The 23,329-nt window shown below is 51.7% G+C and carries 27 protein-coding genes, 1 tRNA gene and 1 pseudogene; 18 read left to right on the forward strand and 11 right to left on the reverse strand.

Annotated features, from left to right (window positions below; all coding sequences use genetic code 11):
* Positions 1-106: 106 nt before the first annotated feature.
* A complete protein-coding gene (gene sxy / locus D9741_RS11815; RefSeq protein WP_130215791.1) occupies positions 107-736 on the forward strand; it encodes a CRP-S regulon transcriptional coactivator Sxy in 630 nt (209 codons plus the stop codon).
* Here sxy and yccS read toward each other — a convergent pair.
* Positions 699-2,861: a YccS family putative transporter gene (yccS, locus tag D9741_RS11820; protein ID WP_130215793.1), complete on the reverse strand. Its 2,163-nt coding sequence runs from the start codon at positions 2,859-2,861 to the stop codon at positions 699-701. The genes sxy and yccS overlap by 38 nt on opposite strands.
* A gap of 9 nt (positions 2,862-2,870) precedes the next feature.
* Positions 2,871-3,317, reverse strand: a complete 447-nt coding sequence (locus D9741_RS11825; RefSeq protein ID WP_130215795.1) for a YccF domain-containing protein — start codon at positions 3,315-3,317, stop codon at positions 2,871-2,873.
* A gap of 122 nt (positions 3,318-3,439) precedes the next feature.
* Here D9741_RS11825 and helD point away from each other — a divergent pair, with 122 nt between their 5' ends.
* Positions 3,440-5,494, forward strand: a complete 2,055-nt coding sequence (gene helD, locus D9741_RS11830; protein ID WP_130216135.1) for a DNA helicase IV — start codon at positions 3,440-3,442, stop codon at positions 5,492-5,494.
* A 31-nt stretch (positions 5,495-5,525) separates the two neighbouring features.
* Here helD and mgsA read toward each other — a convergent pair whose 3' ends face one another.
* Positions 5,526-5,984, reverse strand: a complete 459-nt coding sequence (gene mgsA / locus D9741_RS11835; protein ID WP_064528411.1) for a methylglyoxal synthase — start codon at positions 5,982-5,984, stop codon at positions 5,526-5,528.
* A 95-nt stretch (positions 5,985-6,079) separates the two neighbouring features.
* Complete coding sequence (locus tag D9741_RS11840; RefSeq protein WP_130205387.1) at positions 6,080-6,742, reverse strand: DUF2057 family protein; 663 nt, start codon at positions 6,740-6,742, stop codon at positions 6,080-6,082.
* A 172-nt stretch (positions 6,743-6,914) separates the two neighbouring features.
* On the opposite strand from D9741_RS11840, the gene D9741_RS11845 reads away from it, so the two are divergent.
* On the forward strand, positions 6,915-7,328 hold the full coding sequence (locus D9741_RS11845; RefSeq protein ID WP_064528416.1) for a CoA-binding protein: 414 nt from the start codon (positions 6,915-6,917) through the stop codon (positions 7,326-7,328).
* 45 nt (positions 7,329-7,373) lie between these two features.
* Here the strand turns inward: D9741_RS11845 and hspQ are convergent, their stop codons facing one another.
* Both hspQ and rlmI read right to left on the reverse strand, forming a co-directional pair.
* Entirely contained in the window at positions 7,374-7,691 is a 318-nt protein-coding gene (hspQ, locus tag D9741_RS11850) for a heat shock protein HspQ (protein WP_001295356.1), read from the reverse strand.
* A 57-nt stretch (positions 7,692-7,748) separates the two neighbouring features.
* A complete protein-coding gene (gene rlmI, locus D9741_RS11855; RefSeq protein ID WP_064528417.1) occupies positions 7,749-8,939 on the reverse strand; it encodes a 23S rRNA (cytosine(1962)-C(5))-methyltransferase RlmI in 1,191 nt (396 codons plus the stop codon).
* Positions 8,940-9,033: 94 nt separating this feature from the next.
* On the opposite strand from rlmI, the gene yccX reads away from it, so the two are divergent.
* The gene (yccX, locus tag D9741_RS11860; protein ID WP_000048252.1) at positions 9,034-9,312 is read left to right on the forward strand and encodes an acylphosphatase; all 279 of its coding nucleotides are present in this window, start codon (positions 9,034-9,036) and stop codon (positions 9,310-9,312) included.
* Here the strand turns inward: yccX and tusE are convergent.
* The 3 genes from tusE to D9741_RS11875 form a co-directional block, all read right to left on the reverse strand.
* Positions 9,309-9,638, reverse strand: a complete 330-nt coding sequence (tusE, locus tag D9741_RS11865) for a sulfurtransferase TusE (RefSeq protein WP_000904443.1) — start codon at positions 9,636-9,638, stop codon at positions 9,309-9,311. The genes yccX and tusE overlap by 4 nt on opposite strands.
* Before the next feature lie 91 nt (positions 9,639-9,729).
* Positions 9,730-10,389 carry an FtsH protease modulator YccA gene (gene yccA, locus D9741_RS11870; protein ID WP_000375136.1) on the reverse strand — a complete coding sequence of 220 codons (660 nt, stop codon included), beginning with the start codon at positions 10,387-10,389 and terminating at the stop codon, positions 9,730-9,732.
* Positions 10,390-10,587: 198 nt separating this feature from the next.
* Positions 10,588-10,675, reverse strand: a tRNA-Ser gene (locus D9741_RS11875).
* Between the two features lie 405 nt (positions 10,676-11,080).
* Here D9741_RS11875 and hyaA point away from each other — a divergent pair.
* The 10 genes from hyaA to D9741_RS11930 all read left to right on the forward strand — a co-directional run bounded on the left by hyaA (position 11,081) and on the right by D9741_RS11930 (position 20,874).
* Positions 11,081-12,199: a hydrogenase 1 small subunit gene (gene hyaA / locus D9741_RS11885; RefSeq protein ID WP_010344442.1), complete on the forward strand. Its 1,119-nt coding sequence runs from the start codon at positions 11,081-11,083 to the stop codon at positions 12,197-12,199.
* Positions 12,196-13,989 (forward strand): Ni/Fe-hydrogenase large subunit, encoded by a 1,794-nt coding sequence (hyaB, locus tag D9741_RS11890; RefSeq protein ID WP_130215797.1) that lies wholly within the window; start codon positions 12,196-12,198, stop codon positions 13,987-13,989. The genes hyaA and hyaB overlap by 4 nt, the downstream gene beginning before the upstream one ends.
* An 18-nt stretch (positions 13,990-14,007) precedes the next feature.
* Entirely contained in the window at positions 14,008-14,718 is a 711-nt protein-coding gene (gene hyaC, locus D9741_RS11895; RefSeq protein ID WP_130215799.1) for a Ni/Fe-hydrogenase b-type cytochrome subunit, read from the forward strand.
* Positions 14,715-15,302 (forward strand): hydrogenase 1 maturation protease, encoded by a 588-nt coding sequence (gene hyaD, locus D9741_RS11900; protein ID WP_130215801.1) that lies wholly within the window; start codon positions 14,715-14,717, stop codon positions 15,300-15,302. Before hyaC ends, hyaD begins: the two co-directional genes overlap by 4 nt.
* Positions 15,299-15,697, forward strand: a complete 399-nt coding sequence (gene hyaE, locus D9741_RS11905; protein ID WP_130215803.1) for a hydrogenase-1 operon protein HyaE — start codon at positions 15,299-15,301, stop codon at positions 15,695-15,697. Before hyaD ends, hyaE begins: the two co-directional genes overlap by 4 nt.
* The gene (locus D9741_RS11910) at positions 15,694-16,551 is read left to right on the forward strand and encodes a hydrogenase expression/formation protein (RefSeq protein WP_130215805.1); all 858 of its coding nucleotides are present in this window, start codon (positions 15,694-15,696) and stop codon (positions 16,549-16,551) included. The genes hyaE and D9741_RS11910 overlap by 4 nt, the downstream gene beginning before the upstream one ends.
* A 134-nt stretch (positions 16,552-16,685) precedes the next feature.
* Entirely contained in the window at positions 16,686-18,230 is a 1,545-nt protein-coding gene (gene appC, locus D9741_RS11915; protein ID WP_130215807.1) for a cytochrome bd-II oxidase subunit 1, read from the forward strand.
* Positions 18,231-18,241: 11 nt separating this feature from the next.
* Entirely contained in the window at positions 18,242-19,378 is a 1,137-nt protein-coding gene (appB, locus tag D9741_RS11920; RefSeq protein WP_130215809.1) for a cytochrome d ubiquinol oxidase subunit II, read from the forward strand.
* 12 nt (positions 19,379-19,390) lie between these two features.
* The gene (gene cbdX, locus D9741_RS11925) at positions 19,391-19,483 is read left to right on the forward strand and encodes a cytochrome bd-II oxidase subunit CbdX (RefSeq protein WP_032161491.1); all 93 of its coding nucleotides are present in this window, start codon (positions 19,391-19,393) and stop codon (positions 19,481-19,483) included.
* 80 nt (positions 19,484-19,563) lie between these two features.
* Positions 19,564-20,874, forward strand: a complete 1,311-nt coding sequence (locus tag D9741_RS11930) for an AppA family phytase/histidine-type acid phosphatase (RefSeq protein ID WP_130215811.1) — start codon at positions 19,564-19,566, stop codon at positions 20,872-20,874.
* Here the strand turns inward: D9741_RS11930 and cspH are convergent.
* On the reverse strand, positions 20,862-21,074 hold the full coding sequence (gene cspH / locus D9741_RS11935) for a cold shock-like protein CspH (RefSeq protein WP_130205408.1): 213 nt from the start codon (positions 21,072-21,074) through the stop codon (positions 20,862-20,864). The genes D9741_RS11930 and cspH overlap by 13 nt on opposite strands.
* Positions 21,075-21,360: 286 nt before the next feature.
* Here cspH and cspG point away from each other — a divergent pair, with 286 nt between their 5' ends.
* The 4 genes and pseudogenes from cspG to D9741_RS11955 all read left to right on the forward strand — a co-directional run bounded on the left by cspG (position 21,361) and on the right by D9741_RS11955 (position 22,139).
* Positions 21,361-21,573, forward strand: a complete 213-nt coding sequence (cspG, locus tag D9741_RS11940) for a cold shock protein CspG (RefSeq protein WP_000066493.1) — start codon at positions 21,361-21,363, stop codon at positions 21,571-21,573.
* A 10-nt stretch (positions 21,574-21,583) separates the two neighbouring features.
* Positions 21,584-21,772 (forward strand): cold-shock protein, encoded by a 189-nt coding sequence (locus D9741_RS11945; RefSeq protein ID WP_130216139.1) that lies wholly within the window; start codon positions 21,584-21,586, stop codon positions 21,770-21,772.
* A pseudogene (locus D9741_RS11950) lies at positions 21,741-21,976 on the forward strand (cold-shock protein). The gene D9741_RS11945 and the pseudogene D9741_RS11950 overlap by 32 nt, the downstream one beginning before the upstream one ends.
* Positions 21,966-22,139: an addiction module toxin, GnsA/GnsB family gene (locus D9741_RS11955; protein WP_130205410.1), complete on the forward strand. Its 174-nt coding sequence runs from the start codon at positions 21,966-21,968 to the stop codon at positions 22,137-22,139. The pseudogene D9741_RS11950 and the gene D9741_RS11955 overlap by 11 nt, the downstream one beginning before the upstream one ends.
* Positions 22,140-22,187: 48 nt before the next feature.
* Here D9741_RS11955 and D9741_RS11960 read toward each other — a convergent pair whose 3' ends face one another.
* A complete protein-coding gene (locus D9741_RS11960; protein ID WP_130215813.1) occupies positions 22,188-23,261 on the reverse strand; it encodes a 4Fe-4S binding protein in 1,074 nt (357 codons plus the stop codon).
* Positions 23,262-23,329 lie beyond the last annotated feature (68 nt).

Here is a 23,329-nt window from a genome sequence, read left to right on the forward strand (position 1 = left end):
AAACTTAAATTAATCTTGCCCCTTGAGAATAAGTTGCCTATTTTCGTATTTAACGGATCCGTTAATGTGAATTATTCTTTTATATTATGATTTTAAAAGGAATTTTATGAAAAGCCTCTCCTACAAGCGGATCTATAAGTCACAAGAATATCTGTCGATGTTAGGCACTATTGAATATCGATCGTTGTTTGGCAGTTACAGTCTGACCGTTGACGATACAGTGTTTGCGATGGTTTCTGATGGTGAGTTGTACCTTCGAGCTTGTGAGCAAAGCGCACAGTACTGTGTAAAACATCCGCCAGTCTGGCTGACATACAAAAAGTGTGGCCGCCCCGTTACTCTCAATTACTACCGGGTTGATGAAAGCTTATGGCGGAATCAACAGAAGTTGGTGCGGCTGTCGAAATATTCGCTGGACGCTGCGCTTAAAGAGAAAAGTACGCGCGACACCCAGCAACGGCTGAAAGATTTGCCCAATATGTCTTATCACCTGGAAGCGATTCTCGGGGAAGTGGGGATTAAGGATGTTCGGGCGCTACGTATACTTGGGGCGAAAATGTGCTGGTTGCGACTACGGCAGCATAACAGTCTGGTGACAGAAAAGATTCTGTTCATGCTTGAAGGCGCAATTATCGGTATTCATGAAGCTGCGCTCCCGGTGGCACGCCGCCGGGAGCTTGCAGAATGGGCAGATTCTATTACACCGAAACAGGAGTTTCCTGAGGAACTTGAGTAATCCGGCGTTGCAGACGGCCAATTTCTGGCAGTAATGCAATCAGTAACCCGATTTGCTGTACGACCAGAGGTTCCTTGCTGTCTGCCCGCGGTTCAAGTTGTTGCATCCGCTGTTTCAGGCCAGCTAATGCCTGATTGACGCGTTCTTCATCGGCAGGTTGATGATGTAGCGCGTCATCAACATAGCAAACTGCGTCATCAAGAAACGCCAGAATTTCAGGGTTGGTTAACTGCTCGCGGTGTGCGCCGAGGGCAGAAATATAGCTGGTAAACGTATGGTTAAGGCACAGTAAACGGAATGCGTCATCGCGAATTTGCGGTGTGACGTTCGGCTCACTGGACATATTCGACACCACGGACGCCAGTTCAGCATCACGGTTGTGAGCATCGCGACGGGCAATACGATACGCCAGACGGTTGTCACGCCCCTGATGATATTGCTCAAGAATGGCATCGAGATAACGGCAGTTAGCATCCGTCGCGCGTTCAAGCATTCGCGGCAGATTGCGAAACCGCCAGTCGGGCCAGATGTAGCTCACCGCCGCCCATGCTATTGCACAGCCGATCAGTGTATCGATTACGCGAGGCAGCGCGACTTCAAAACCTTCACCCAGCAGGTTGAAGCACAGTAACACCAGAAGTGTAATGAACATCGTTGCATGAGCGTATTGCACGTTACGGAAAGCAAAAAAGAGCACGCCGGTAATCACCAGCAGCACCAGTTGTCCTTCCAGTGACGGAACAAACCACAGCACAGGAATACCAATCGCAATACCCACTAACGTACCAATAATCCTTAACTTCAGTCGGTGGCGCGTGGCGTTATAGTTTGGCTGGCAGACAAACAGACTTGTCAGCAAGATCCAATACCCGTGATGCATTCCGGTAATCTGAATGATGGCGTAACCAACACACAATACCAGCGACATTCTCACTGCATGGCGAAAGAGTGCAGACTCCGGCGTTAAGTTACGTTTAAGACGCAGCCAGATATCGCTAAACCCGCGAGGGCTGTCGTCGGCGAGTTCATTTTCGTCTGCATTGTGGGGCAGCGCCTGGGCTTGTTCTGATTCAATCGTCGCCAGTTGGGCATCTATGGCACGTAAATTGTTCAGCAGGAATCCCAGTATTTTTAGCAGATCGGCGGGCGCACCGTTTTCGCGCATTCGCTCAAGTGCGGCGTCAATATGCGTAAAAGCGCGTTCAAAATGTGGATCGTGCTGATAAGGCTGGCGCAGTAAAATACAGCGTGACAATTGTTGGCAGGCTTGTCCCTGCATCGACATCAGGCGCTGGAAGCGGAACAGCACGTCGCTGTGGCGAAAATGTTCTCGCAGCGTTTGATACTGAATATGTGAAGAGCTCGCTCGCTCGTGGATATCCTGCGCTACAAAATAGTAATGTAGTGTACGACGCGTTCCCCGCTGGCCGCGGTCGCCGCGTAAGCGGGTCAGCAACGAGATTTTCGTCTGGTTCAGCGTCACCATAAGTTGCCCGTTGGCGAGCGCCAAATCATACAGCGGAGCCTGGCTTTCATCCTCAATATCAGGATCAAACATACGTGACTTGAGTTCCAGATACCGAGCCAGTTGTTCATAAGAACGTGCCAGGTTGTCCTGCAACGGGCGGACAGGGAACAGCAAATGACCAATAAGCGTCAGGATGTTGTACCAAACCGCACCAGCAAGCAGATAGATAGGCTGCTGATACCAGTGCTCATACAGGGTGGTTCCCAGCATCGTGTAGATGGCAATCAGCAATGCACCGAAAGCGATGGTCGCATAGCGTTGACCCAGACCGCCGAGCAAAATAAAGCCGCTGGTGGAGAGCGTTAAACCAATGGCGAACAGCCAGGGCCACGGAAATAACAGCTCTACTGAAGCCGAGGCAATAAAAAAACAGAACAGCGTAATAATGAGATTACGCAGACGTCCCGCCAGTCGGTCGTCGAGATCGGTCAGTGCTGCCGCCACCATTCCGAGAGTCAGCGGAATCGTAAGTTTTACATCACCCAGCCACCACGGAAACGCAGTAGTGCCGCAAAGTGCAATAAAAATGCGCGCGTAATACAGCCAGGTGCTGTTCCAGGTATAGCGTTTGAGCAAAGGACTTAGCATAAAGGCCATAATGTTGGATTATTGGAAACGGCGACGTGCATTGGCTTCACGCGCAGCTTGAGCTGTTTCTACCGATACCACGCGGCGTCCGACCGGCCACAGTGCAATAGCGGCAATTTTAAAGTTCGCAATACCAACCGGAATACCAATGATGGAAATGCATTGCGCGATACCTGTTGCGATATGCATCAGACATAGCCACCAGCCGAAGAAAATCAGCCAGAAAATATTCAGCACCGTACCGCCAGTGTTAAGCAGCACATTTTTGCCTGTCGGGTTTAGTTCATCGACATGAATAGCTTCATTGCCATAAGGCAGCAGAGACAGTTTGGTTATCTCCCAGCAGGACCGTGTCAGCGGTAAGGTGAAAATCAGCACAATACTGACCAGGGTCGCTAACAGCCAGCCAAGAGTGGTGGCGAATCCGCCAAGCACAAAGTTCAGAATGTTCAAAACGGTACGCATAAAACCTCGCTTTACTGTGGTTTTCAGTAATGGGCGGCAATTGTAACGTTTTTTTGGGCTGGAGCACGTTTTCTCTGGCGGTTACACTGATAAGAAATGACATCGTGTGGATCTACAGAGACATGGAACTGAAAGCGACAACTCTTGGCAAACGTCTGGCACAGCACCCTTACGATCGGGCGGTGATCCTCAATGCCGGGATAAAAGTTTCCGGCGATCGCCACGAATACCTTATTCCTTTCAATCAATTACTGGCTATTCACTGCAAACGTGGTTTGGTCTGGGGTGAGCTGGAATTTGTATTGCCTGATGAAAAAGTCGTGCGTCTGCATGGCACTGAATGGGCAGAGACGCAGCGTTTTCACCATCATCTTGATGCTCTCTGGCGGCGCTGGAGCGAGGAAATGAGCGAAATTGCCGCTGGCGTATTGCAGCAACAACTGGATCTTATTGCTGCCCGCACTGGAGAAAATAAATGGCTGACGCGGGAGCAAACCACTGGGGTACAGCAACAAATTCGTCAGGCTTTGTCAGCGTTGCCATTACCGGTTAATCGCCTGGAGGAATTTGATAACTGTCGTGAGGCGTGGCGCAAATGTCAGGCCTGGCTGAAAGATATTGAAGGCAGTCGGTTGCAGCATAATCAGGCGTATACCGAAACCATGCTTAACGAATATGCGGATTTTTTCCGTCAGGTTGAGTCTTCACCGCTTAATCCGGCGCAGGCCCGGGCGGTGGTTAATGGTGAGCATTCCCTGTTAGTGCTGGCTGGCGCAGGAAGCGGAAAAACGTCTGTGCTGGTGGCGCGCGCTGGCTGGTTACTGGCGCGTGGTGAAGCATCTCCCGAGCAAATTTTATTGCTGGCGTTTGGCCGAAAAGCGGCGGAAGAGATGGACGAGCGGATCCGCGAACGGCTGCATACCGAAGAGATTACCGCGCGCACGTTTCATTCTCTGGCCCTGCATATTATTCAGCAAGGCAGCAAAAAAGTACCGACAGTCAGCAACCTGGAAAATGACACCGCAGCCCGTCATGAACTCTTTATTGCTGAGTGGCGCAAGCAGTGTAGTGAAAAGAAAGCACAGGCGAAGGGCTGGCGACAATGGTTGATGGAAGAACTTCAGTGGTCAGTGCCAGAAGGCAACTTCTGGGATGATGAAAAATTGCAACGTCGTCTCGCATCTCGCCTCGATCGCTGGGTCAGTCTGATGCGGATGCACGGCGGCGCGCAGGCTGAAATGATTGCCAGTGCGCCAGAAGAGATTCGGGATCTGTTCAGTAAACGAATCAAATTGATGGCACCGTTGCTGAAAGCCTGGAAAGGTGCGCTGAAAGCGGAAAATGCCGTCGATTTTTCAGGTCTGATTCATCAGGCGATTGCTATCCTTGAGAAAGGGCGGTTTATCAGCCCGTGGAAACATATTCTGGTTGATGAATTCCAGGACATCTCCCCACAGCGAGCTGCCTTGCTGGCAGCATTGCGTAAACAAAATAGTCAGACAACGTTGTTTGCCGTTGGCGATGACTGGCAGGCTATTTACCGCTTCAGCGGCGCGCAAATGTCGCTCACCACGGCCTTCCATGAAAACTTCGGTGAAGGCGATCGCTGTGATTTAGACACGACTTACCGTTTCAATAGCCGTATCGGAGAGGTGGCAAACCGTTTTATTCAGCAGAACCCTAATCAGTTGAAAAAACCGCTGAATAGCTTAACGAATGGTGACAAAAAAGCCGTCACCTTGTTGGATGAGAGTCAGCTTGACGCTTTACTGGACAAGCTATCTGGTTATGTCAAACCCGAAGAGCGCATTCTGGTACTGGCGCGTTACCACCATCTGAAGCCCGTTACTCTGGATAAAGCCACGACGCGCTGGCCGAAGCTGCAAATCGACTTTATGACCATTCATGCCAGCAAAGGGCAACAGGCCGACTACGTCATCATCGTTGGTTTGCAGGAGGGGAGTGATGGCTTCCCGGCTGTGGCGCGTGAGTCCATTATGGAAGAGGCGTTACTGCCGCCGGTAGAGGACTACCCGGACGCCGAAGAACGGCGATTGATGTACGTTGCGCTCACTCGCGCACGGCATCGGGTTTGGGTACTGTTCAGCAAAGAGAATCCTTCTCCCTTTGTGGACGACCTGAAAAAACTGGATGTACCGGTAGCAAGGAAACCGTAAGAAGCAGGCGGCGAGTGCCGCCTGTGCGAACTTACTTCAGGCGTTCTGCGAGATAACGCTGATAATCCGGGATCAGAATATCTACAGCGTCGTTGAAATGTGGTGACTGGATGATGAAATCAGCCGTTGCCACGTTGGTGGCGACCGGAATGTTCCACACCGTCGCCAGACGCAGCAACGCTTTCACGTCGGGGTCGTGTGGTACAGCATTCAGCGGGTCCCAGAAGAAAATCAGCACATCAATTTTCCCTTCTGAGATCAATGCGCCAACCTGCTGATCGCCGCCCATCGGGCCGCTCAGCATCGCGTTGACGTTCATTCCTGTCGCGCGGGAAATTAAGTTACCCGTGGTGCCCGTTGCATAAAGTTCGTGCTGCTCCAGAAGCGGCTGATGCCGTTCCACCCAGCTCATGAGCATTTGCTTGCAGTGATCATGTGCCACCAGCGCAATATGTTTACGCGCCGCCATTGTGCGAGTTGTCAGTTCCATAATTTACATCCGTAGTTAACTTTCCTACAGACTACTGTAAGCACTTATCGCTGCAAGATAAAGACTGAAAAAGCCTGCGCACAGGCACAAAAATCTCAGGAAGAAGGTTGTTTTTCCGCCCATTGCAGAAAGTTATTACGCGTTTGTGGGTCAGCCAGTTTAAACCAATACTTCAGCCGTTGTTCAGTGAGCACCTGTGACTGCGGAGGAATTGCATCCAGTTCCGAAACGCCGGAGAGCAGTGTACTGTCGTCCGCCATCATAGTGGCAAATTGCGGTAGCGAAGCGCGTTTTGCGGATTTGTTATAGCGTTCGACTTCCAGCTCATAATCGATTGTTTTCCCGGCAGAGGTAATGGCGAGAATATCCAGCTTCACCGGAATCGGCGTCGCATCGCCATCTAACAATTCAAGGTTCGGCGCTGCGTCAAAATGGTTCGCTTCTCGTTCATTCTCCAGGCGAGGGAGACGAAAATTCACCTGACTAATGAGCTGGGTATTAAAGCTAACGACCAGCGGCGGGGAGATATAAAGTCGCTCTTCGTTACTGGAAAGATGGATTGTCTTTTCAACGCGAAACACTAACTGATGTGGTCCATTATCCAGTTCGATGCTATCAGCACCGCGAAGCAGAGAACTGGAAACCTTTTTACCGTCGAGTATCAGGAGATCAACATCGCTGGATAGCCGCAGTGTGGTGGCAAAAACGGATACCGGCAAACACAGTGCAATCAAGGTGGTCATAATGCCGGTTTTCATAGGTAGCTCCTGTCCAAAGACCGCCCGACTAATAATGTATCAAAATTTTTCTTTAATCATACTTACTAACATATAGACATGTTTTCTGCTTTTGCTCTCATACATTCGTAGTAGCTACATGGTTGGCATGTCGGGATTGTCGTACACTTTGGTAAATAGTCTGGAGGAAATGATGAAAGAAACCGATATTGCAGGCATTTTAACGTCCACTCGCACCATTGCGCTGGTGGGAGCAAGTGACAAACCCGATCGTCCAAGTTATCGCGTAATGAAGTATCTGCTCGATCAGGGCTATCACGTTATTCCCGTCTCGCCAAAGGTTGCTGGTAAAACGCTGTTAGGCCAGCAAGGTTACGGCACACTGGCGGAGGTTCCGGAAAAAGTGGATATGGTCGATGTTTTCCGTAATTCAGAAGCAGCATGGGGCGTGGCGCAGGAGGCGATCGCTATTGGGGCGAAAACCTTATGGATGCAGCTGGGTGTTATAAATGAACAGGCGGCAGTGCTGGCGCGTGATGCAGGGCTAAACGTGGTGATGGATCGCTGCCCGGCGATTGAGATCCCTCGTTTGGGCCTGGCGAAATAAAAAAATACCCGGAAGGCGAAAACCTTCCGGGCATGTTTATGAGGATTAGTTACGTAGACGCGGCGCCTGGAGTTGTTTGCGGATAGTCTGCGCTAGCTCATCCATTGACGGTTGCTCTGGATGTTCATCCTGCAATTCGCTACTTAGCTGGGCTTCAGCCAGGTAGGTATGAACCGGTAGGCCGTTGTCATCCTCCATCACCACGTGATACCACGGAGCGGCGCGAAGCTCGTCATTCACCGCCAGCTCATCAGGCGACGGTTCAGAGAGCGAGTAAACCGGGTCGATATCCACGACCACTCCGAGATAACCTAACAGGGAATGGCGGACCTGCTGGCCGATACCGAATTTGCTGGCAATCATAGTCACCTCCCGGGAAATCTTTACCTTTGATATATGGGCAAAATTTCACTTTTCAAGTTACATGACGCGACAGGCAAACCCTTTCAGATATAGCCCTTCCGGGTAGGTAGCGATCACCGGGTGATCGGCGGCCTGACGGAACTGCTCTATAAATTGTACATCACGACCAGCATCAATTGCGGCGTCAGCGATGATTTTCTGAAATAAATCGCTGGTCATCAGGCCAGAACATGAGAAAGTCAGGAGAACTCCGCCTTCATTCAGCAGCTGAATGGCCAGCATGTTGATGTCTTTATAGCCACGGCATGCGCCCATCAACTGGCTTTTATTCTCAACAAACTTCGGCGGGTCCATCACGATAACGTCAAATTTTTCACCGCGATCGCGATAGGTACGCAGCAATTTAAAAACGTCATCACGGACAAACTCAGCCTTGCTCAGATCCAGCTTGTTCAGCTCAACGTTCTGCCGCGCGATATCCAGGGCTTCCTGCGAAGTATCGACACTGACTACCTGGCTGCATCCACCCATTAATGCCGAGACGGCGAAACCACCGGTATAGGAGAAACAGTTGAGTACGCGTTTATTTTCAACGTAGCGGCGGGTAGCCAGGCGGCTGTCACGCTGGTCAAGGTAGTAGCCCGTTTTGTGACCGTGTTGAATGTCCACCAGCAACTTCATACCGTGTTCTTCAATCGGCAGCAGGGCAGGCGGCAGCTCGCCGGTAACGGGACCCTGGGTCAGCTCCATACCTTCTTTTTTACGTACAGCGACGTCGCTGCGGTCGTAAATTGCGCACTCCGGATAGAGCGTTTGCAGGGCGCTAATTAATGCCGCGCGCTGATACTCTGCGCCAGCACTCAGCAGTTGCAGCACCAGAAAATTGCCGAAGCGGTCGATAGTAATGCCAGGCAGGCCATCAGATTCGCCAGCGATTAAACGATAGCTGTCGAGGCCATCTTTTTTCGCCAGCCAGTCGCGCCACTTTTGCGCCTGTTGTAAACGGCGAGTAAAAAAGGCAATGTCGATGGATTCTGACGGGTCAAACGTCCAGACGCGCGCACGGATTTGCGATGCTGGCGAATAAGCGCCGCGTGCTAACCATTTTCCCTGATGATCAACAATATCGATGGTTTCTCCGAGGCTGGCTTTACCTTCCATTCGGGCAACGGCGCCGGAAAAGACCCACGGATGGCGACGAAGTAATGATTTTTCGCGCCCTTTGGCTAACACTAAACGTACACTCATAATTAACTATTCTGTCGATGCAAAGAAATGGGCGCCATTGTCCGGAGTTTTCCATGGATTTGCAACGCGTCCATTAAGGATAAGGAGAGCAGTCATGTCGAAAGTCTGCATAATTGCCTGGGTATACGGCCGGGTTCAGGGCGTAGGGTTTCGCTATACCACCCAGTACGAAGCGAAAAGGCTGGGATTAACTGGTTACGCCAAAAATCTTGACGATGGCAGCGTGGAAGTCGTTGCCTGCGGTGAAGAAGGGCAGGTGGAAAAATTAATGCAGTGGTTAAAAAGCGGCGGCCCGCGTTCAGCGCGTGTGGAACGGGTGCTTAGCGAGCCGCATCATCCCTCCGGGGAGTTAACGGATTTTCGTATTCGTTAAATGCATTTCACCGGTTTAGGCAGGCCAGCAATTTTGGTGGCTTGCTTTGCCGGGCCTTTCGGGAACAGTCGGTACAGATAGCGGCTATTGCCTTTCTCTTCACCAAATTTATTCGCCATCGCTTTAACCAGCATACGAATTGCCGGAGAGGTATTAAATTCCAGGTAGAAGTCACGCACAAAACGCACCACCTCCCAGTGTTCTGGCGACAGTGTAATACCTTCGTTCTCTGCAATGACCACCGCCAGTGGTTCGCTCCACTGGCTACTCTCTTTGAGATAGCCTTCGGTATCGGTTTCTATCTCTTTACCTTCGAAGATCAGCATAATTATTTACTACCTTAGTCAGACTGGCGGCAGTGTAACAAAAAACAAAGCCCCGCATAAAGCGAGGCTCAGAAAGAGATAGCGGGCGAGATTAATCGCGGCTGGCGAAGCCCAGAATGCTCAACAGGCTAACGAAGATGTTATACAGCGACACATACAGGCTTACAGTGGCACGAATGTAGTTCGTTTCACCGCCGTGGATGATGTTGCTGGTTTCAAACAGAATTGCGCCAGAGGAGATCAGAATGAACACTGCGCTGATCGCCAGATGCAGAGCAGGCAGTTGCAGGAAGATATTCGCCACCATCCCGATCAGGACAACAACAATACCCGCCATCAGCATACCGCCGAGGAACGACATATCTTTGCGAGTGGTCAGCACATACGCAGAGCAGCAGAAGAACACTAATGCCGTACCGCCCAACGCCATGGCAATTACGTCACCCATTCCGGCTGACAGATAGGTGTTCAGAATTGGCCCGAGGATATAACCCAGAAAACCGGTAAACGCGAATGCGGAGATAATCCCGGTTGGCTTATTCGCCGTTTTATAGGTCAGGAACATCAAACCATACATACCCACCAGCGTCAGAATCAGCCCCGGAGATGGCAGCATCAGAACCGTACTGGCCGTCGCGGTAATCGCCGAAAAGGCCAGTGTCAGGCTCAGGAGAAAATAGGTATTACGCAGCACCTTATGGGTGCTAAGCAGCGATGTACGGTCATGTGAAGAACTAACAATACGATCCATTGAGTCACTCTCTATGACAGATGTAATTAATGAAGCAGCATAATGATAATGCCGAAAGCTACCCAGAGGTTTTACCCATCTTTACGCATTTGATCTGGAACAGGTTTAGCAGAGGATGGTTAAGCCACTGAGTGTGGTATAGCATTTTGACAGGTAAAAGAAAAAGGGGTTAGCATTTAGCTAACCCCTTATCTTATTTGGCGGAAGCGCAGAGATTCGAACTCTGGAACCCTTTCGGGTCGCCGGTTTTCAAGACCGGTGCCTTCAACCGCTCGGCCACACTTCCGGAATGACGCGAACTATAAACATCCCGATGCGTCGTGTAAACCCCCAATTTGTTTGTTTGCTTGAAAAACAGACAAATGCGTGTCGATAGCTTGAAATAACAGCAATTTGGACATTCTGTCGCCATAAAAATGGGCTCGTAATTCTTCTGCGCCAAACCTTAAGGAAAATAAGGTCCATTTTTATCGCTAAAAGACAAATCCACACAGTTTGTATTGTTTTGTGCAAAAGTTTCACTACGATTTATTAACAATACTTTCTGGCGACGTGCGCCAGTGCAGAAGGATGAGCTTTCGTTTTCAGCATCTCACGTAAAACGATGGTTTGCCTTGCTACAGGGACGTCGCTTGCCGACCCATAAGCGCCCGGCGTCCTGCTGGTGTCGCAAGGAGAAGAGACGTGCGATATGAATAACGAGGAGACATTTTACCAGGCCATGCGGCGTCAGGGGGTCACCCGGCGCAGCTTTCTCAAATATTGCAGTCTGGCTGCAACCTCGCTGGGATTAGGCGCGGGAATGGCACCAAAGATTGCCTGGGCGCTGGAAAATAAACCGCGCATTCCGGTGGTGTGGATCCACGGTCTGGAATGCACCTGCTGTACCGAATCTTTTATCCGCTCCGCTCACCCACTGGCGAAGGATGTCATTCTTTCCCTTATTTCTCTCGACTACGACGATACTCTGATGGCTGCCGCCGGAACTCAGGCGGAAGAAGTCTTTGAAGACATCATCACGCAATACAATGGCAAATATATCCTTGCGGTAGAGGGCAATCCGCCGCTGGGCGAGCAGGGGATGTTCTGTATCAGCAGCGGTCGACCGTTTATTGAGAAACTCAAACGTGCCGCTGCCGGAGCCAGTGCGATTATCGCCTGGGGAACCTGCGCGTCCTGGGGCTGCGTGCAGGCCGCGCGACCTAATCCGACGCAGGCAACGCCTATCGACAAAGTCATCACCGACAAACCCATTATCAAAGTGCCTGGCTGCCCGCCGATCCCGGATGTGATGAGCGCCATCATTACTTACATGGTGACGTTCGATCGCCTGCCGGATGTCGACAGAATGGGGCGTCCGCTGATGTTCTATGGCCAGCGAATCCACGATAAATGCTATCGCCGCGCCCACTTCGACGCCGGAGAGTTCGTCCAGAGTTGGGATGATGACGCGGCGCGTAAAGGTTACTGCCTGTACAAAATGGGCTGCAAAGGGCCAACTACGTATAACGCCTGTTCCTCTACCCGCTGGAACGATGGCGTTTCCTTCCCGATCCAGTCTGGTCACGGTTGTCTTGGCTGTTCTGAAAATGGCTTCTGGGATCGCGGCTCGTTTTACAGCCGCGTGGTCGACATTCCGCAAATGGGTACTCACTCCACCGCCGATACCGTCGGCTTAACCGCGCTTGGCGTGGTGGCTGCGGCGGTTGGCGTACATGCAGTCGCCAGCGCCGTTGACCAGCGCAGACGTCATAACCAGCAACTTGCAGAAGCAGAACAACAGCCGGGCAACGAGGATAAACAGGCATGAGCACTCAGTACGAAACTCAGGGATACACCATCAACAATGCCGGGCGCCGCCTGGTGGTCGACCCGATCACGCGCATCGAAGGCCATATGCGCTGCGAAGTAAACATCAACGATCAGAATGTGATAACCAATGCCGTCTCCTGCGGCACTATGTTTCGCGGACTGGAGATCATCCTGCAAGGGCGCGATCCGCGCGATGCGTGGGCGTTCGTTGAACGTATTTGCGGCGTTTGCACCGGCGTACACGCCCTGGCTTCGGTTTACGCCATCGAAGATGCCATCGGTATTAAAGTGCCGGACAACGCCAATATCATCCGCAATATTATGCTGGCAACGCTCTGGTGCCACGATCATCTGGTGCATTTCTATCAGCTCGCCGGGATGGACTGGATCGATGTGTTAGATGCGCTGAAAGCTGATCCGCGGAAAACCTCCGAACTGGCGCAAAGCCTCTCTTCGTGGCCGAAATCGTCCCCTGGCTATTTCTTCGATGTGCAAAACCGACTGAAGAAATTTGTTGAAGGCGGGCAGTTGGGGATCTTCCGCAACGGCTACTGGGGCCATCCGCAATATAAACTGCCGCCAGAAGCCAATCTGATGGGCTTTGCCCACTATCTCGAAGCTCTCGATTTCCAGCGTGAAATTGTCAAAATCCACGCGGTCTTTGGCGGTAAAAACCCACATCCAAACTGGATTGTCGGCGGGATGCCTTGCGCCATTAACATTGACGAAAGCGGCGCGGTCGGGGCGGTCAATATGGAACGTCTGAACCTGGTGCAGTCGATCATTACCCGTACGGCGGACTTCATTAATAACGTGATGATTCCCGACGCTTTAGCCATCGGCCAGTTCAACAAACCGTGGAGCGAGATCGGCACGGGCCTTTCGGATCAATGCGTCCTCAGCTACGGTGCGTTCCCCGATATCGCCAACGACTTTGGCGAAAAAAGTCTGCTGATGCCTGGCGGCGCAGTAATTAACGGCGACTTCAAAAACGTGTTGCCAGTAGATTTAGTGGATCCGCAGCAGGTGCAGGAGTTTGTCGATCACGCCTGGTATCGTTATCCCGACGATCGGGTTGGACGTCATCCCTTCGATGGTATTACCGATCCGTGGTACAACCCCGGCGATGTCAAAGGCAGTGACACCAACATTCAGCAGCTGAATGAACAGGAACGCTACTCGTGGATCAAAGCGCCACGCTGGCGCGGTCATGCGATGGAAGTGGGGCCACTGGCGCGCACATTAATCGCTTACCACAAAGGCGATGCGGCAACCGTTGAGTCTGTCGATCGTATGATGTCGGCGTTGAACCTGCCGCTTTATGGCATCCAGTCAACGTTGGGCCGCATTTTGTGCCGCGCGCACGAAGCGCAGTGGGCCGCAGGTAAGTTGCAATACTTCTTTGACAAGCTGATGACCAACCTGAAAAACGGCAATCTCGCCACCGCCTCCACTGACAAATGGGAGCCTACTACCTGGCCGAAAGAGTGCCGTGGCGTTGGCTTTACTGAAGCGCCGCGCGGGGCGTTAGGTCACTGGGCCGCCATTCGCGATGGCAAGATTGATCTCTATCAGTGCGTGGTGCCGACCACCTGGAACGCCAGCCCGCGCGATCCCAAAGGGCAAATAGGTGCGTATGAAGCGGCGCTGATGAACACCAAAATGGCTATTCCTGAACAGCCGCTGGAAATCCTGCGTACTTTGCACAGCTTCGACCCGTGCCTCGCCTGTTCAACTCATGTGCTGGGCGACGACGGTAGCGAGCTTATCTCCGTGCAGGTGCGTTAACAGCGAAGGAGAATCATCATGCAACAGAAAAGCGACAACGTTGTCAGCCACTATGTCTTTGAAGCGCCCGTGCGGATCTGGCACTGGCTGACGGTGCTGTGCATGGCAGTGTTGATGGTTACTGGCTACTTTATCGGCAAACCGCTGCCTTCGGTCAGCGGCGAGGCGACGTATCTGTTCTACATGGGGTACATCCGGTTAATTCACTTCAGCGCCGGGATGATTTTTACCGTGGTATTACTGATGCGGATCTACTGGGCATTTTTCGGTAATCGCTACTCACGCGAGCTGTTCATCGTGCCGGTGTGGCGTAAACGCTGGTGGTTGGGCGTGTGGTATGAAATCCGCTGGTATCTGTTTCTGGCAAAACGCCCGAGTGCTGATATTGGTCATAATCCCATCGCCCAGGCCGCGATGTTCGGCTATTTCCTGATGTCCGTTTTTATGATCGTCACCGGTTTTGCGCTGTTCAGCGAACACAGTCAGTACGCCATCTTCACACCGTTCCGTTACGTGGTGGAATTTTTCTACTGGACGGGCGGCAACTCAATGGACATTCACAGCTGGCATCGGCTGGGGATGTGGCTGATTGGCGCGTTTGTGATCGGTCATGTGTACATGGCGTTGCGTGAAGACATTATGTCTGACGACACGGTGATCTCCACCATGGTGAACGGCTACCGCAGCCACAAATTTTTTAAAGTCAAAAGCAACAAGGAGCGTTCATGAGTGAGCAACGCGTGGTGGTGATGGGGCTGGGAAATCTGCTGTGGGCCGATGAAGGCTTCGGCGTGCGGGTGGCAGAACGGCTGTATGCCCATTATCACTGGCCCGAGGAAGTGGAGATTGTTGATGGCGGCACTCAGGGGCTGAACTTGCTGGGCTATGTCGAAAGCGCCAGCCACTTGTTGATTCTCGATGCCATTGATTATGGGCTGGAGCCAGGAACGCTACGAACCTATGCCGGAGAACGTATTCCGGCCTATCTCAGCGCGAAGAAAATGAGCCTGCACCAGAACAGTTTCTCCGAAGTGCTGGCGCTGGCAGATATCCGCGGACATCTGCCAGCACATATTGCCCTCGTCGGCCTGCAACCGGCGATGCTCGACGACTACGGCGGCAGCCTGAGCGAACTGGCGCGAGAGCAACTGCCCGCTGCGGAACAGGCGGCGCTGGTCCAGCTGGCTGAGTGGGGAGTTGTGCCGCAACCGACTGAGGAGTCTCGTTGTCTCAATTATGACTGCCTGTCGATGGAAAATTACGAAGGCGTTCGTTTGCGCCAGTACCGGATGACGCTGGAGGAGCAGGGATGAGCAACGACACACCATTTGATGCGTTGTGGCAACGAATGCTGGCGCGTGGCTGGACGCCGGTCAGTGAATCCCATCTTGATGACTGGCTTACGAAAACGCCAGACGGCGTGGTGTTGTTAAGCAGTGACCCAAAACGGACGCCTGAAGTCAGCGACAATCCGGTAATGATCGGCGAGCTACTGCGCGAGTTTCCAGACTATGTGTGGAAGGTGGCGATTGCCGATCTTGAGCAAAGCGAAGCCATTGGCGATCGCTTTGGTGTTTTTCGCTTTCCCGCCACCCTGGTGTTTACCGGCGGTCGCTATCGCGGCGTGTTGAACGGCATCCACCCGTGGGCGGAGCTGATAAACCTGATGCGTGGGCTTGTCGAACCGCAACAGGAGCGAGCCTCATGAGCGACACTTTCTTCCATCTGCTGGGACCGGGAACACAACCTGGCGACGACAGTTTCAGTATGAATCCACTGCCGATTACCTGTCAGGTGAATGATGAACCAAGTATGGCGGCACTGGAGCAATGTGTGCATAGCCCGCAGGTGATTGCGCTGTTAAACGAGTTACAACATCAACTAAGCGAACGCCAGCCGCCGCTGGGTGAGGTGCTGGCAGTCGATCTGTTAAATCTCAACGCCGACGATCGTCATTTCATCAATACGCTGCTTGGAGAAGGGGAAGTGTCAGTGCGCATCCAGCACGCTGACGGCAGTGAAAGTGAAATTCAGGAGGCGATCTTCTGTGGATTATGGCGTGTACGCAGACGTCGCGGCGAACAGTTGCTGGAGGACAAACTGGAGGCTGGTTGCGCGCCGCTGGCGTTGTGGCAGGCGGCAACGCAAAACGTCTTGCCGACAGATTCGCTGTTACCGCCGCCCATTGATGGCCTGATGAATGGCTTACCGCTGGCCCATGAGTTGCTGGCGCATGTACGAAACCCCGACGCGCAGCCGCACAGTATTAACCTGACGCAGTTACCCATCAGCGAAGCTGACCGGCTTTTTATGTCGCGTCTTTGCGGACCGGGCAATATTCAGATTCGGACCATTGGCTACGGCGAGAGCTATATCAACGCTACGGGATTACGCCATGTCTGGCATTTACGCTGTATGGACACCTTAAAAGGCCCGCTGCTTGAGAGTTATGAAATCTGCCCGATACCCGAAGTTGTGCTGGCTGCGCCGGAAGATCTGGCGGACTCTGCGCAGCGTCTCGGCGAGGTTTGTCAGTGGCTGGCGGAAAGCGCACAACAGTAAAAACGGTGGCAAATATCGCTTTCGGTCCTGTGAATATCGCAATTAGCGAATACAACTACCTACAAACTGTAAGGATAAAAAGAGGGATCTACTATTAAAGGGTTATTACCCTCTCTTCGCCTACAGGAGTTAGCATGTGGGATGTTATTGACTTATCGCGCTGGCAGTTTGCGCTGACCGCGCTGTATCACTTTTTATTTGTGCCCCTTACCCTGGGGCTGATTTTTTTGCTGGCCATCATGGAAACTATTTACGTGGTTACCGGCAAAACAATCTACCGCGATATGACGCGTTTCTGGGGTAAGCTCTTCGGTATCAACTTTGCTCTCGGCGTGGCCACTGGCCTGACGATGGAGTTTCAGTTTGGTACTAACTGGTCATTCTATTCCAACTATGTAGGCGACATTTTCGGCGCACCGCTGGCGATGGAAGCATTAATGGCCTTCTTCCTCGAATCCACTTTTGTTGGTCTGTTCTTCTTCGGCTGGCAACGCCTGAACAAATATCAACACCTGTTGATCACCTGGCTGGTGGCATTCGGTTCAAATATCTCCGCATTGTGGATCTTGAATGCCAATGGCTGGATGCAGTTCCCGACCGGGGCGCATTTCGATATCGATACCCTGCGTATGGAGATGACCAGCTTCAGCGATCTGGTCTTTAACCCTGTCAGCCAGGTGAAATTTGTGCACACGGTGATGGCAGGTTATGTGACCGGGGCGATGTTCATTATGGCGATCAGCGCGTGGTATTTGCTGCGTGGGCGGGAGCGCGACGTTGCACTCCGCTCGTTTGCCATCGGTTCTGTCTTCGGGACCCTGGCGATAATCGGCGCGCTGCAACTCGGAGACAGCTCTGCATATGAAGTCGCACGAGTACAGCCGGTAAAACTGGCGGCGATGGAAGGGGAGTGGCAAACCGAACCGGCACCCGCGCCGTTCCATCTCGTTGCCTGGCCGGAACAAGATCAAGAACGCAACGCTTTTGCCATTAAAATCCCGGCCCTGTTAGGGATCCTCGCGACTCATTCATTGGATAAACCTGTTCCCGGGCTGAAAAATTTGATGGCCGAAACCTACCCACGGCTGCAACGCGGGCGCATAGCCTGGCTGTTAATGCAGGAGATATCGCAGGGCAACCGCGAGCCGCATGTATTACAGGCGTTTCGCGAGTTAGAAGGCGATCTCGGTTACGGCATGCTGCTCTCCCGCTATGCACCGGATATGAATCATGTCACTGCTGCGCAGTACCAGGCGGCGATGCGTGGCGCAATCCCGCAAGTGGCGCCGGTATTCTGGAGTTTCCGCATCATGGTTGGCTGCGGTTCGCTGCTGTTACTGGTGATGCTGATTGCGCTCGTCCAGACGCTGCGCGGCAAAATCGATCAACATCGCTGGGTGCTGAAAATGGCGCTCTGGAGTTTGCCACTGCCGTGGATTGCCATTGAAGCCGGGTGGTTTATGACCGAGTTTGGTCGTCAGCCGTGGGCGATTCAGGACATCTTACCGACATACTCCGCGCACTCTGCATTAACCACGGGCCAACTGGCCTTCTCTCTGATCATGATCGTAGGGCTTTACACCCTGTTCTTAATCGCCGAAGTCTACCTGATGCAGAAATATGCCCGCCTGGGGCCGAGTGCGATGCAGAGTGAACAACCAGCGCAGCAACAGGGGTAAAGGAGAGAGTCATGTTTGATTATGAAACATTACGGTTCATCTGGTGGCTGCTGATGGGCGTCATTCTGGTGGTCTTTATGGTCACCGACGGATTTGACATGGGGATCGGTTGTCTGCTGCCACTGGTGGCGCGTGACGATGATGAACGCCGGATAGTGATCAACAGCGTTGGCGCTCACTGGGAGGGTAACCAGGTCTGGCTGATCCTCGCAGGTGGGGCATTATTTGCCGCCTGGCCCAGAGTCTATGCAGCGGCGTTTTCTGGCTTTTATGTGGCGATGATCCTGGTGCTGTGCTCGCTGTTCTTCCGCCCGTTAGCTTTTGATTATCGCAGCAAAATAGCGGATGCCCGCTGGCGCAAAATGTGGGATGCCGGTCTGGTCATTGGTAGTCTGGTCCCGCCAGTGGTCTTTGGTATTGCGTTTGGTAACTTGTTACTTGGCGTGCCGTTTAGCTTCACACCACAATTACGCGTGGAGTATCTCGGTAGCTTCTGGCAGTTGCTGACGCCATTCCCTTTGCTGTGCGGCTTGCTCAGTCTGGGTATGGTGATTTTGCAAGGGGGCGTCTGGTTGCAGCTGAAAACCGTTGGCGCTATTCATCTGCGTTCACAACTGGCGACCAAACGCGCCGCGCTGCTGGTGATGCTCTGCTTCCTGCTGGCGGGTTACTGGCTGTGGGTCGGTATTGATGGCTTTGTGTTACTCGCTCAGGATGTCAACGGTCCGTCCAATCCACTGATGAAAATGGTGACGGTACTGCCAGGCGCCTGGATGAATAACTTCGTCGAATCGCCCGTCTTGTGGATCTTCCCACTGCTCGGTTTCTTCTGCCCGTTACTGACGGCGATGGCAATTTACCGTGGTCGCCCCGGTTGGGGATTTCTGATGGCGTCATTGATGCAATTTGGTGTGATTTTCACCGCTGGCGTTACGTTATTTCCCTTTGTTATGCCTTCGAGTATCAGTCCGATATCCAGCCTGACCGTGTGGGACAGTACCTCCAGCCAACTGACACTTAGCATTATGTTAGTAATTGTACTGATATTTTTGCCAATAGTGTTGCTCTACACTCTATGGAGCTACTACAAAATGTGGGGTCGTATGACGACTGAAACTCTGCGCCGTCACGATCATGAGCTGTACTAAGGAGCATGAACAATGTGGTATCTATTGTGGTTCGTCGGCATTTTGTTGATGTGTTCGCTTTCTACCGTCGTGTTGGTATGGCTGGATCCGCGTCTGAAGGGATGACTGGCGTACAACGAACTTAGGCCTGATACGACGCGTCGCATCAGGCAGTCATGTCGGATATGAAAAACGGAAACATATCGATGAAAGCGATTTTGATCCCATTTTTATCTCTTCTGATTCCGTTCACCTCGCCACCTGCATTCGCTCAGAGTGAGCCGGAACTGAAGCTGGAGCGGGTGGTGATTGTCAGCCGTCATGGCGTGCGTGCGCCCACCAAAGCCACGCCACTCATGCAGGATGTCACTCCAGACACATGGCCTGAGTGGCCGGTGAAATTGGGCTGGTTGACCCCGCGTGGCGGCGAACTGGTCACTTATCTTGGGCATTATCAACGCCAACGCCTGGTCGCTGACGGTTTACTGGCAAAAAATGGCTGCCCGAAACCTGATCAGGTTGCGATTATTGCGGATGTCGATGAACGTACGCGTAAAACAGGTGAAGCCTTTGCTGCCGGGCTGGCACCCAACTGTACGATTACAGTACATACCCAGCCAGATACTTCCCGGCCCGATCCCCTGTTTAATCCCCTTAAAACTGGCGTTTGCCAACTGGATAAGCCGAACGTTACCGCGACTATTCTCAGTAGAGCAGGGGGATCGATAGCGGAGTTTACCGAGCATCGGCAAACCGCATTTCGCGAACTGGAGCAGGTTCTCAATTTCCAGCAATCAAATCTGTGCCTTAAACGAGACAATCAGGACGAAAGTTGTACGTTGACTCAGGCATTGCCGTCCGAACTCAAAGTGAGTGATGACAATGTATCCCTGACCGGTGCGGCAAGCCTGGCTTCAATGCTGACGGAGATATTTCTCCTGCAACAGGCACAGGGAATGCCGGAGCCTGGCTGGGGGCGAATTACTGATTCACACCAGTGGAACACCTTGCTAAGTCTGCATAACGCGCAGTTTTATTTGCTGCAACGGACACCAGATGTTGCCCGTAGTCGTGCCACGCCGTTGCTGGATTTAGTGCTGACGGCGCTGACGCCAAATAACACGCAACAACAGGTTTATGGCGTGACATTACCCACTTCACTGCTATTTATTGCCGGACACGACACTAATCTGGCGAATCTGGGGGGCGCGTTAGAGCTTAACTGGACGCTACCAGGCCAGCCGGATAATACCCCACCGGGGGGCGAACTGGTTTTTGAACGCTGGCGGCGACTTAGTGATAACAGCCAGTGGATTCAGGTATCGCTGGTATTCCAGACCCTACAGCAGATGCGTGACAAAACTCCGTTGTCGCTAAAAACGCCGCCAGGCAAAGTGGAGTTAACGTTGGCTGAGTGTGGCGAAAGAAACGCGCAGGGCATGTGTTCGTTGGCTGGTTTTACGCAAATCGTGAATGAAGCACGCATTCCGGCGTGCACTCTCCATCAGGACAAATAAACGTTTGCCGCTGAGGGGCCACGCAGGCCATTGACGCGGCAAAATTCCACGCGTAACCCTGGGGTGAGCACTTCTGCGTCGCGGGGGGTGAATGCGGAAATATGGACCTGGACTTCTTTACGACCGTCGGAGGGGATGATGAATCCTTTGCCGCTTTTGCGATCAAAGGTTTTGACAATTCCTGTCATTTTACGGGACAAACAAATTCCTTACTGATAAATCTGCGCTGCACTATACGGTCTAAATAAAATAAAGCCAGTTTTATTTAAGACCGCTGGACGGCCAAAATAAAGTTTGCTTAATCTTATTTATCATGCGTTAATAGCTGCGTCGGTTTGAAAGACAGACATCATACAAAGTAGTTTACTAAAGCAGTTCTCATTATCAGGCATTATCCCCTTCTTTTGAGTCTCTCTCCTGAACACTAAGTAGTTTCTGTATTAAAGCCCTGTTTGCCGAAAGGCCCAAAATGAAGGAAGTAAAAATATGTCTAATAAAATGACTGGTTTAGTAAAATGGTTTAACGCAGATAAAGGTTTCGGCTTTATCACTCCTGATGATGGCAGCAAGGACGTTTTCGTCCATTTCACCGCCATCCAGAGCAATGAATTCCGCACGCTGAACGAAAATCAGAAAGTCGAATTTTCTATTGAGCAGGGGCAACGTGGTCCCTCGGCAGCGAACGTTGTTACGCTCTAAGGTTGCCGCTATTACTCAGCATCTCCATTTCCGCTGTCCATGTTGTCATGGTTCACAGTACCGCACATCGGCATTCGATGTGACGGAGCGAAACCCTTTAGGTGCAAAGTGTATTTTCTGCAAATCGACGATGATCACCTTTGATAACATCGCATTGCAAATACGCACTGACCAGACACCACTGGATTTCACCAAATAATATCAGGCTCCCTCGTGGAGCCTTTTTTATATCTGGCTTATTTTTCCTCAACTCTGTATGTATAATAAGCGATAACCTGTTGATTATTGAATCTTTCAGGGAGATAGCTTATAACATTTCTTACCTGACCAGGTACCGGGAACCAACACCTTACTGGCGTGTTGCTGTCTTTTAAGACCAGAAGAGGTTAACAGTGAATATTGAAGAGCTAAAAAAACAAGCCGAAACGGAAATCTCAGATTTTATCGCGCAAAAAATCGCCGAATTTAACAAGAACACAGGGAAAGAAGTCTCTGAAATTCGCTTCACCGCGCGGGAGAAAATGACCGGGCTTGAAAGTTATGATGTCAAAATCAAAATAATGTGATTTTGTGAACATCACCCCGTGCGAGGTGATGTTCCGCTTGTTGCTAATTTAGTGACCAATCATTGGCGCTTGTGGAATTAAGCGTCGGTACAACTCCTCTGGCACCGGGCTCTGCCATACTCCCGCATACATCGCATAAGCAATCACCGCGAACATAATTCCCAATACCAGTAGTGCCATGAGCCAGCCAGACAAGGCAAAGACCTTTTTATTTGCCGCAGGTTTTTGCAGCGAAAAGGTCAATGTTGAGGCCACCGGGCATGACTCCACGCAGGTCATACAACCGGTACATTCCACCGTTCTGACCTGAATTAATTTATCGACTGGGATCCGTGATGGGCAATTTTTCGCACATTTACCGCAGTCGATACAGCTTTCGGCATTGCGACGAATCTTAAACGGCGATAATAGCGAAACCAGTCCCATCAGCGCACCATATGGGCAGAGATAACGACACCAGGCATGGCGAATAAATAGGCTGGCAATCAGCAAAAGCGTCACGCTGATTAATGTCGCTTTCCCCATATGGCGAAAGAAATCGAGCATTTTAACGTCCATCACCACGCTATAAGGCGATAGCATAAAATAGTGAATCGCCTGGGCGGGCATGAATAACGCGATATAAAGAAAAAAGCTTAATAGCAAATATTTCACCGCGCGTAGAGGAATATCCAGCCAGCGGGGAGGGGCGAATTGTCGACCAAACAGTTTTTTCCCGAGATCGCCAATTAATTCAGAGAGCGTACCAACAGGGCATAGCCACGAACAAAAGGCTTTTTTCAGCAGTAAGCTAATAATGATAAAAGCGGCCAATAACAGCATCGCGGCGGCGTGCACGGAAGGTAACTGACCTGTTGCAAGGCTGTATTTCAGATTCATCAGACCAGCAATAGGCAGCCAACCTTCAATGCCCCCCGGTCTGGCGACAAATGCCGTATTACCTGCTGTTTCGTAATAGCGCACCCAGTACCAAAAGGTGACGGCAATATAAATATTGATTGCCAACAGTAATAATTGCGTCGCTTTACGCCAGGTCGTGGCATTGCGCCAGTCATTCCACGGTAATTTACCGCCCGTCGTGCCTGGCCGTCGCTGCCAGCGGATTCTTTTTTTCTCTGTCATAATTTTGCCCGCCCGTTAAGTTGCATACTAAATACCACTATTCTAAGTTTTCTCAACGGGATGATATT

This window comes from Escherichia sp. E14V7, assembly GCF_004212225.1.
In the GTDB taxonomy this organism is placed as follows: Bacteria; Pseudomonadota; Gammaproteobacteria; order Enterobacterales; family Enterobacteriaceae; genus Escherichia.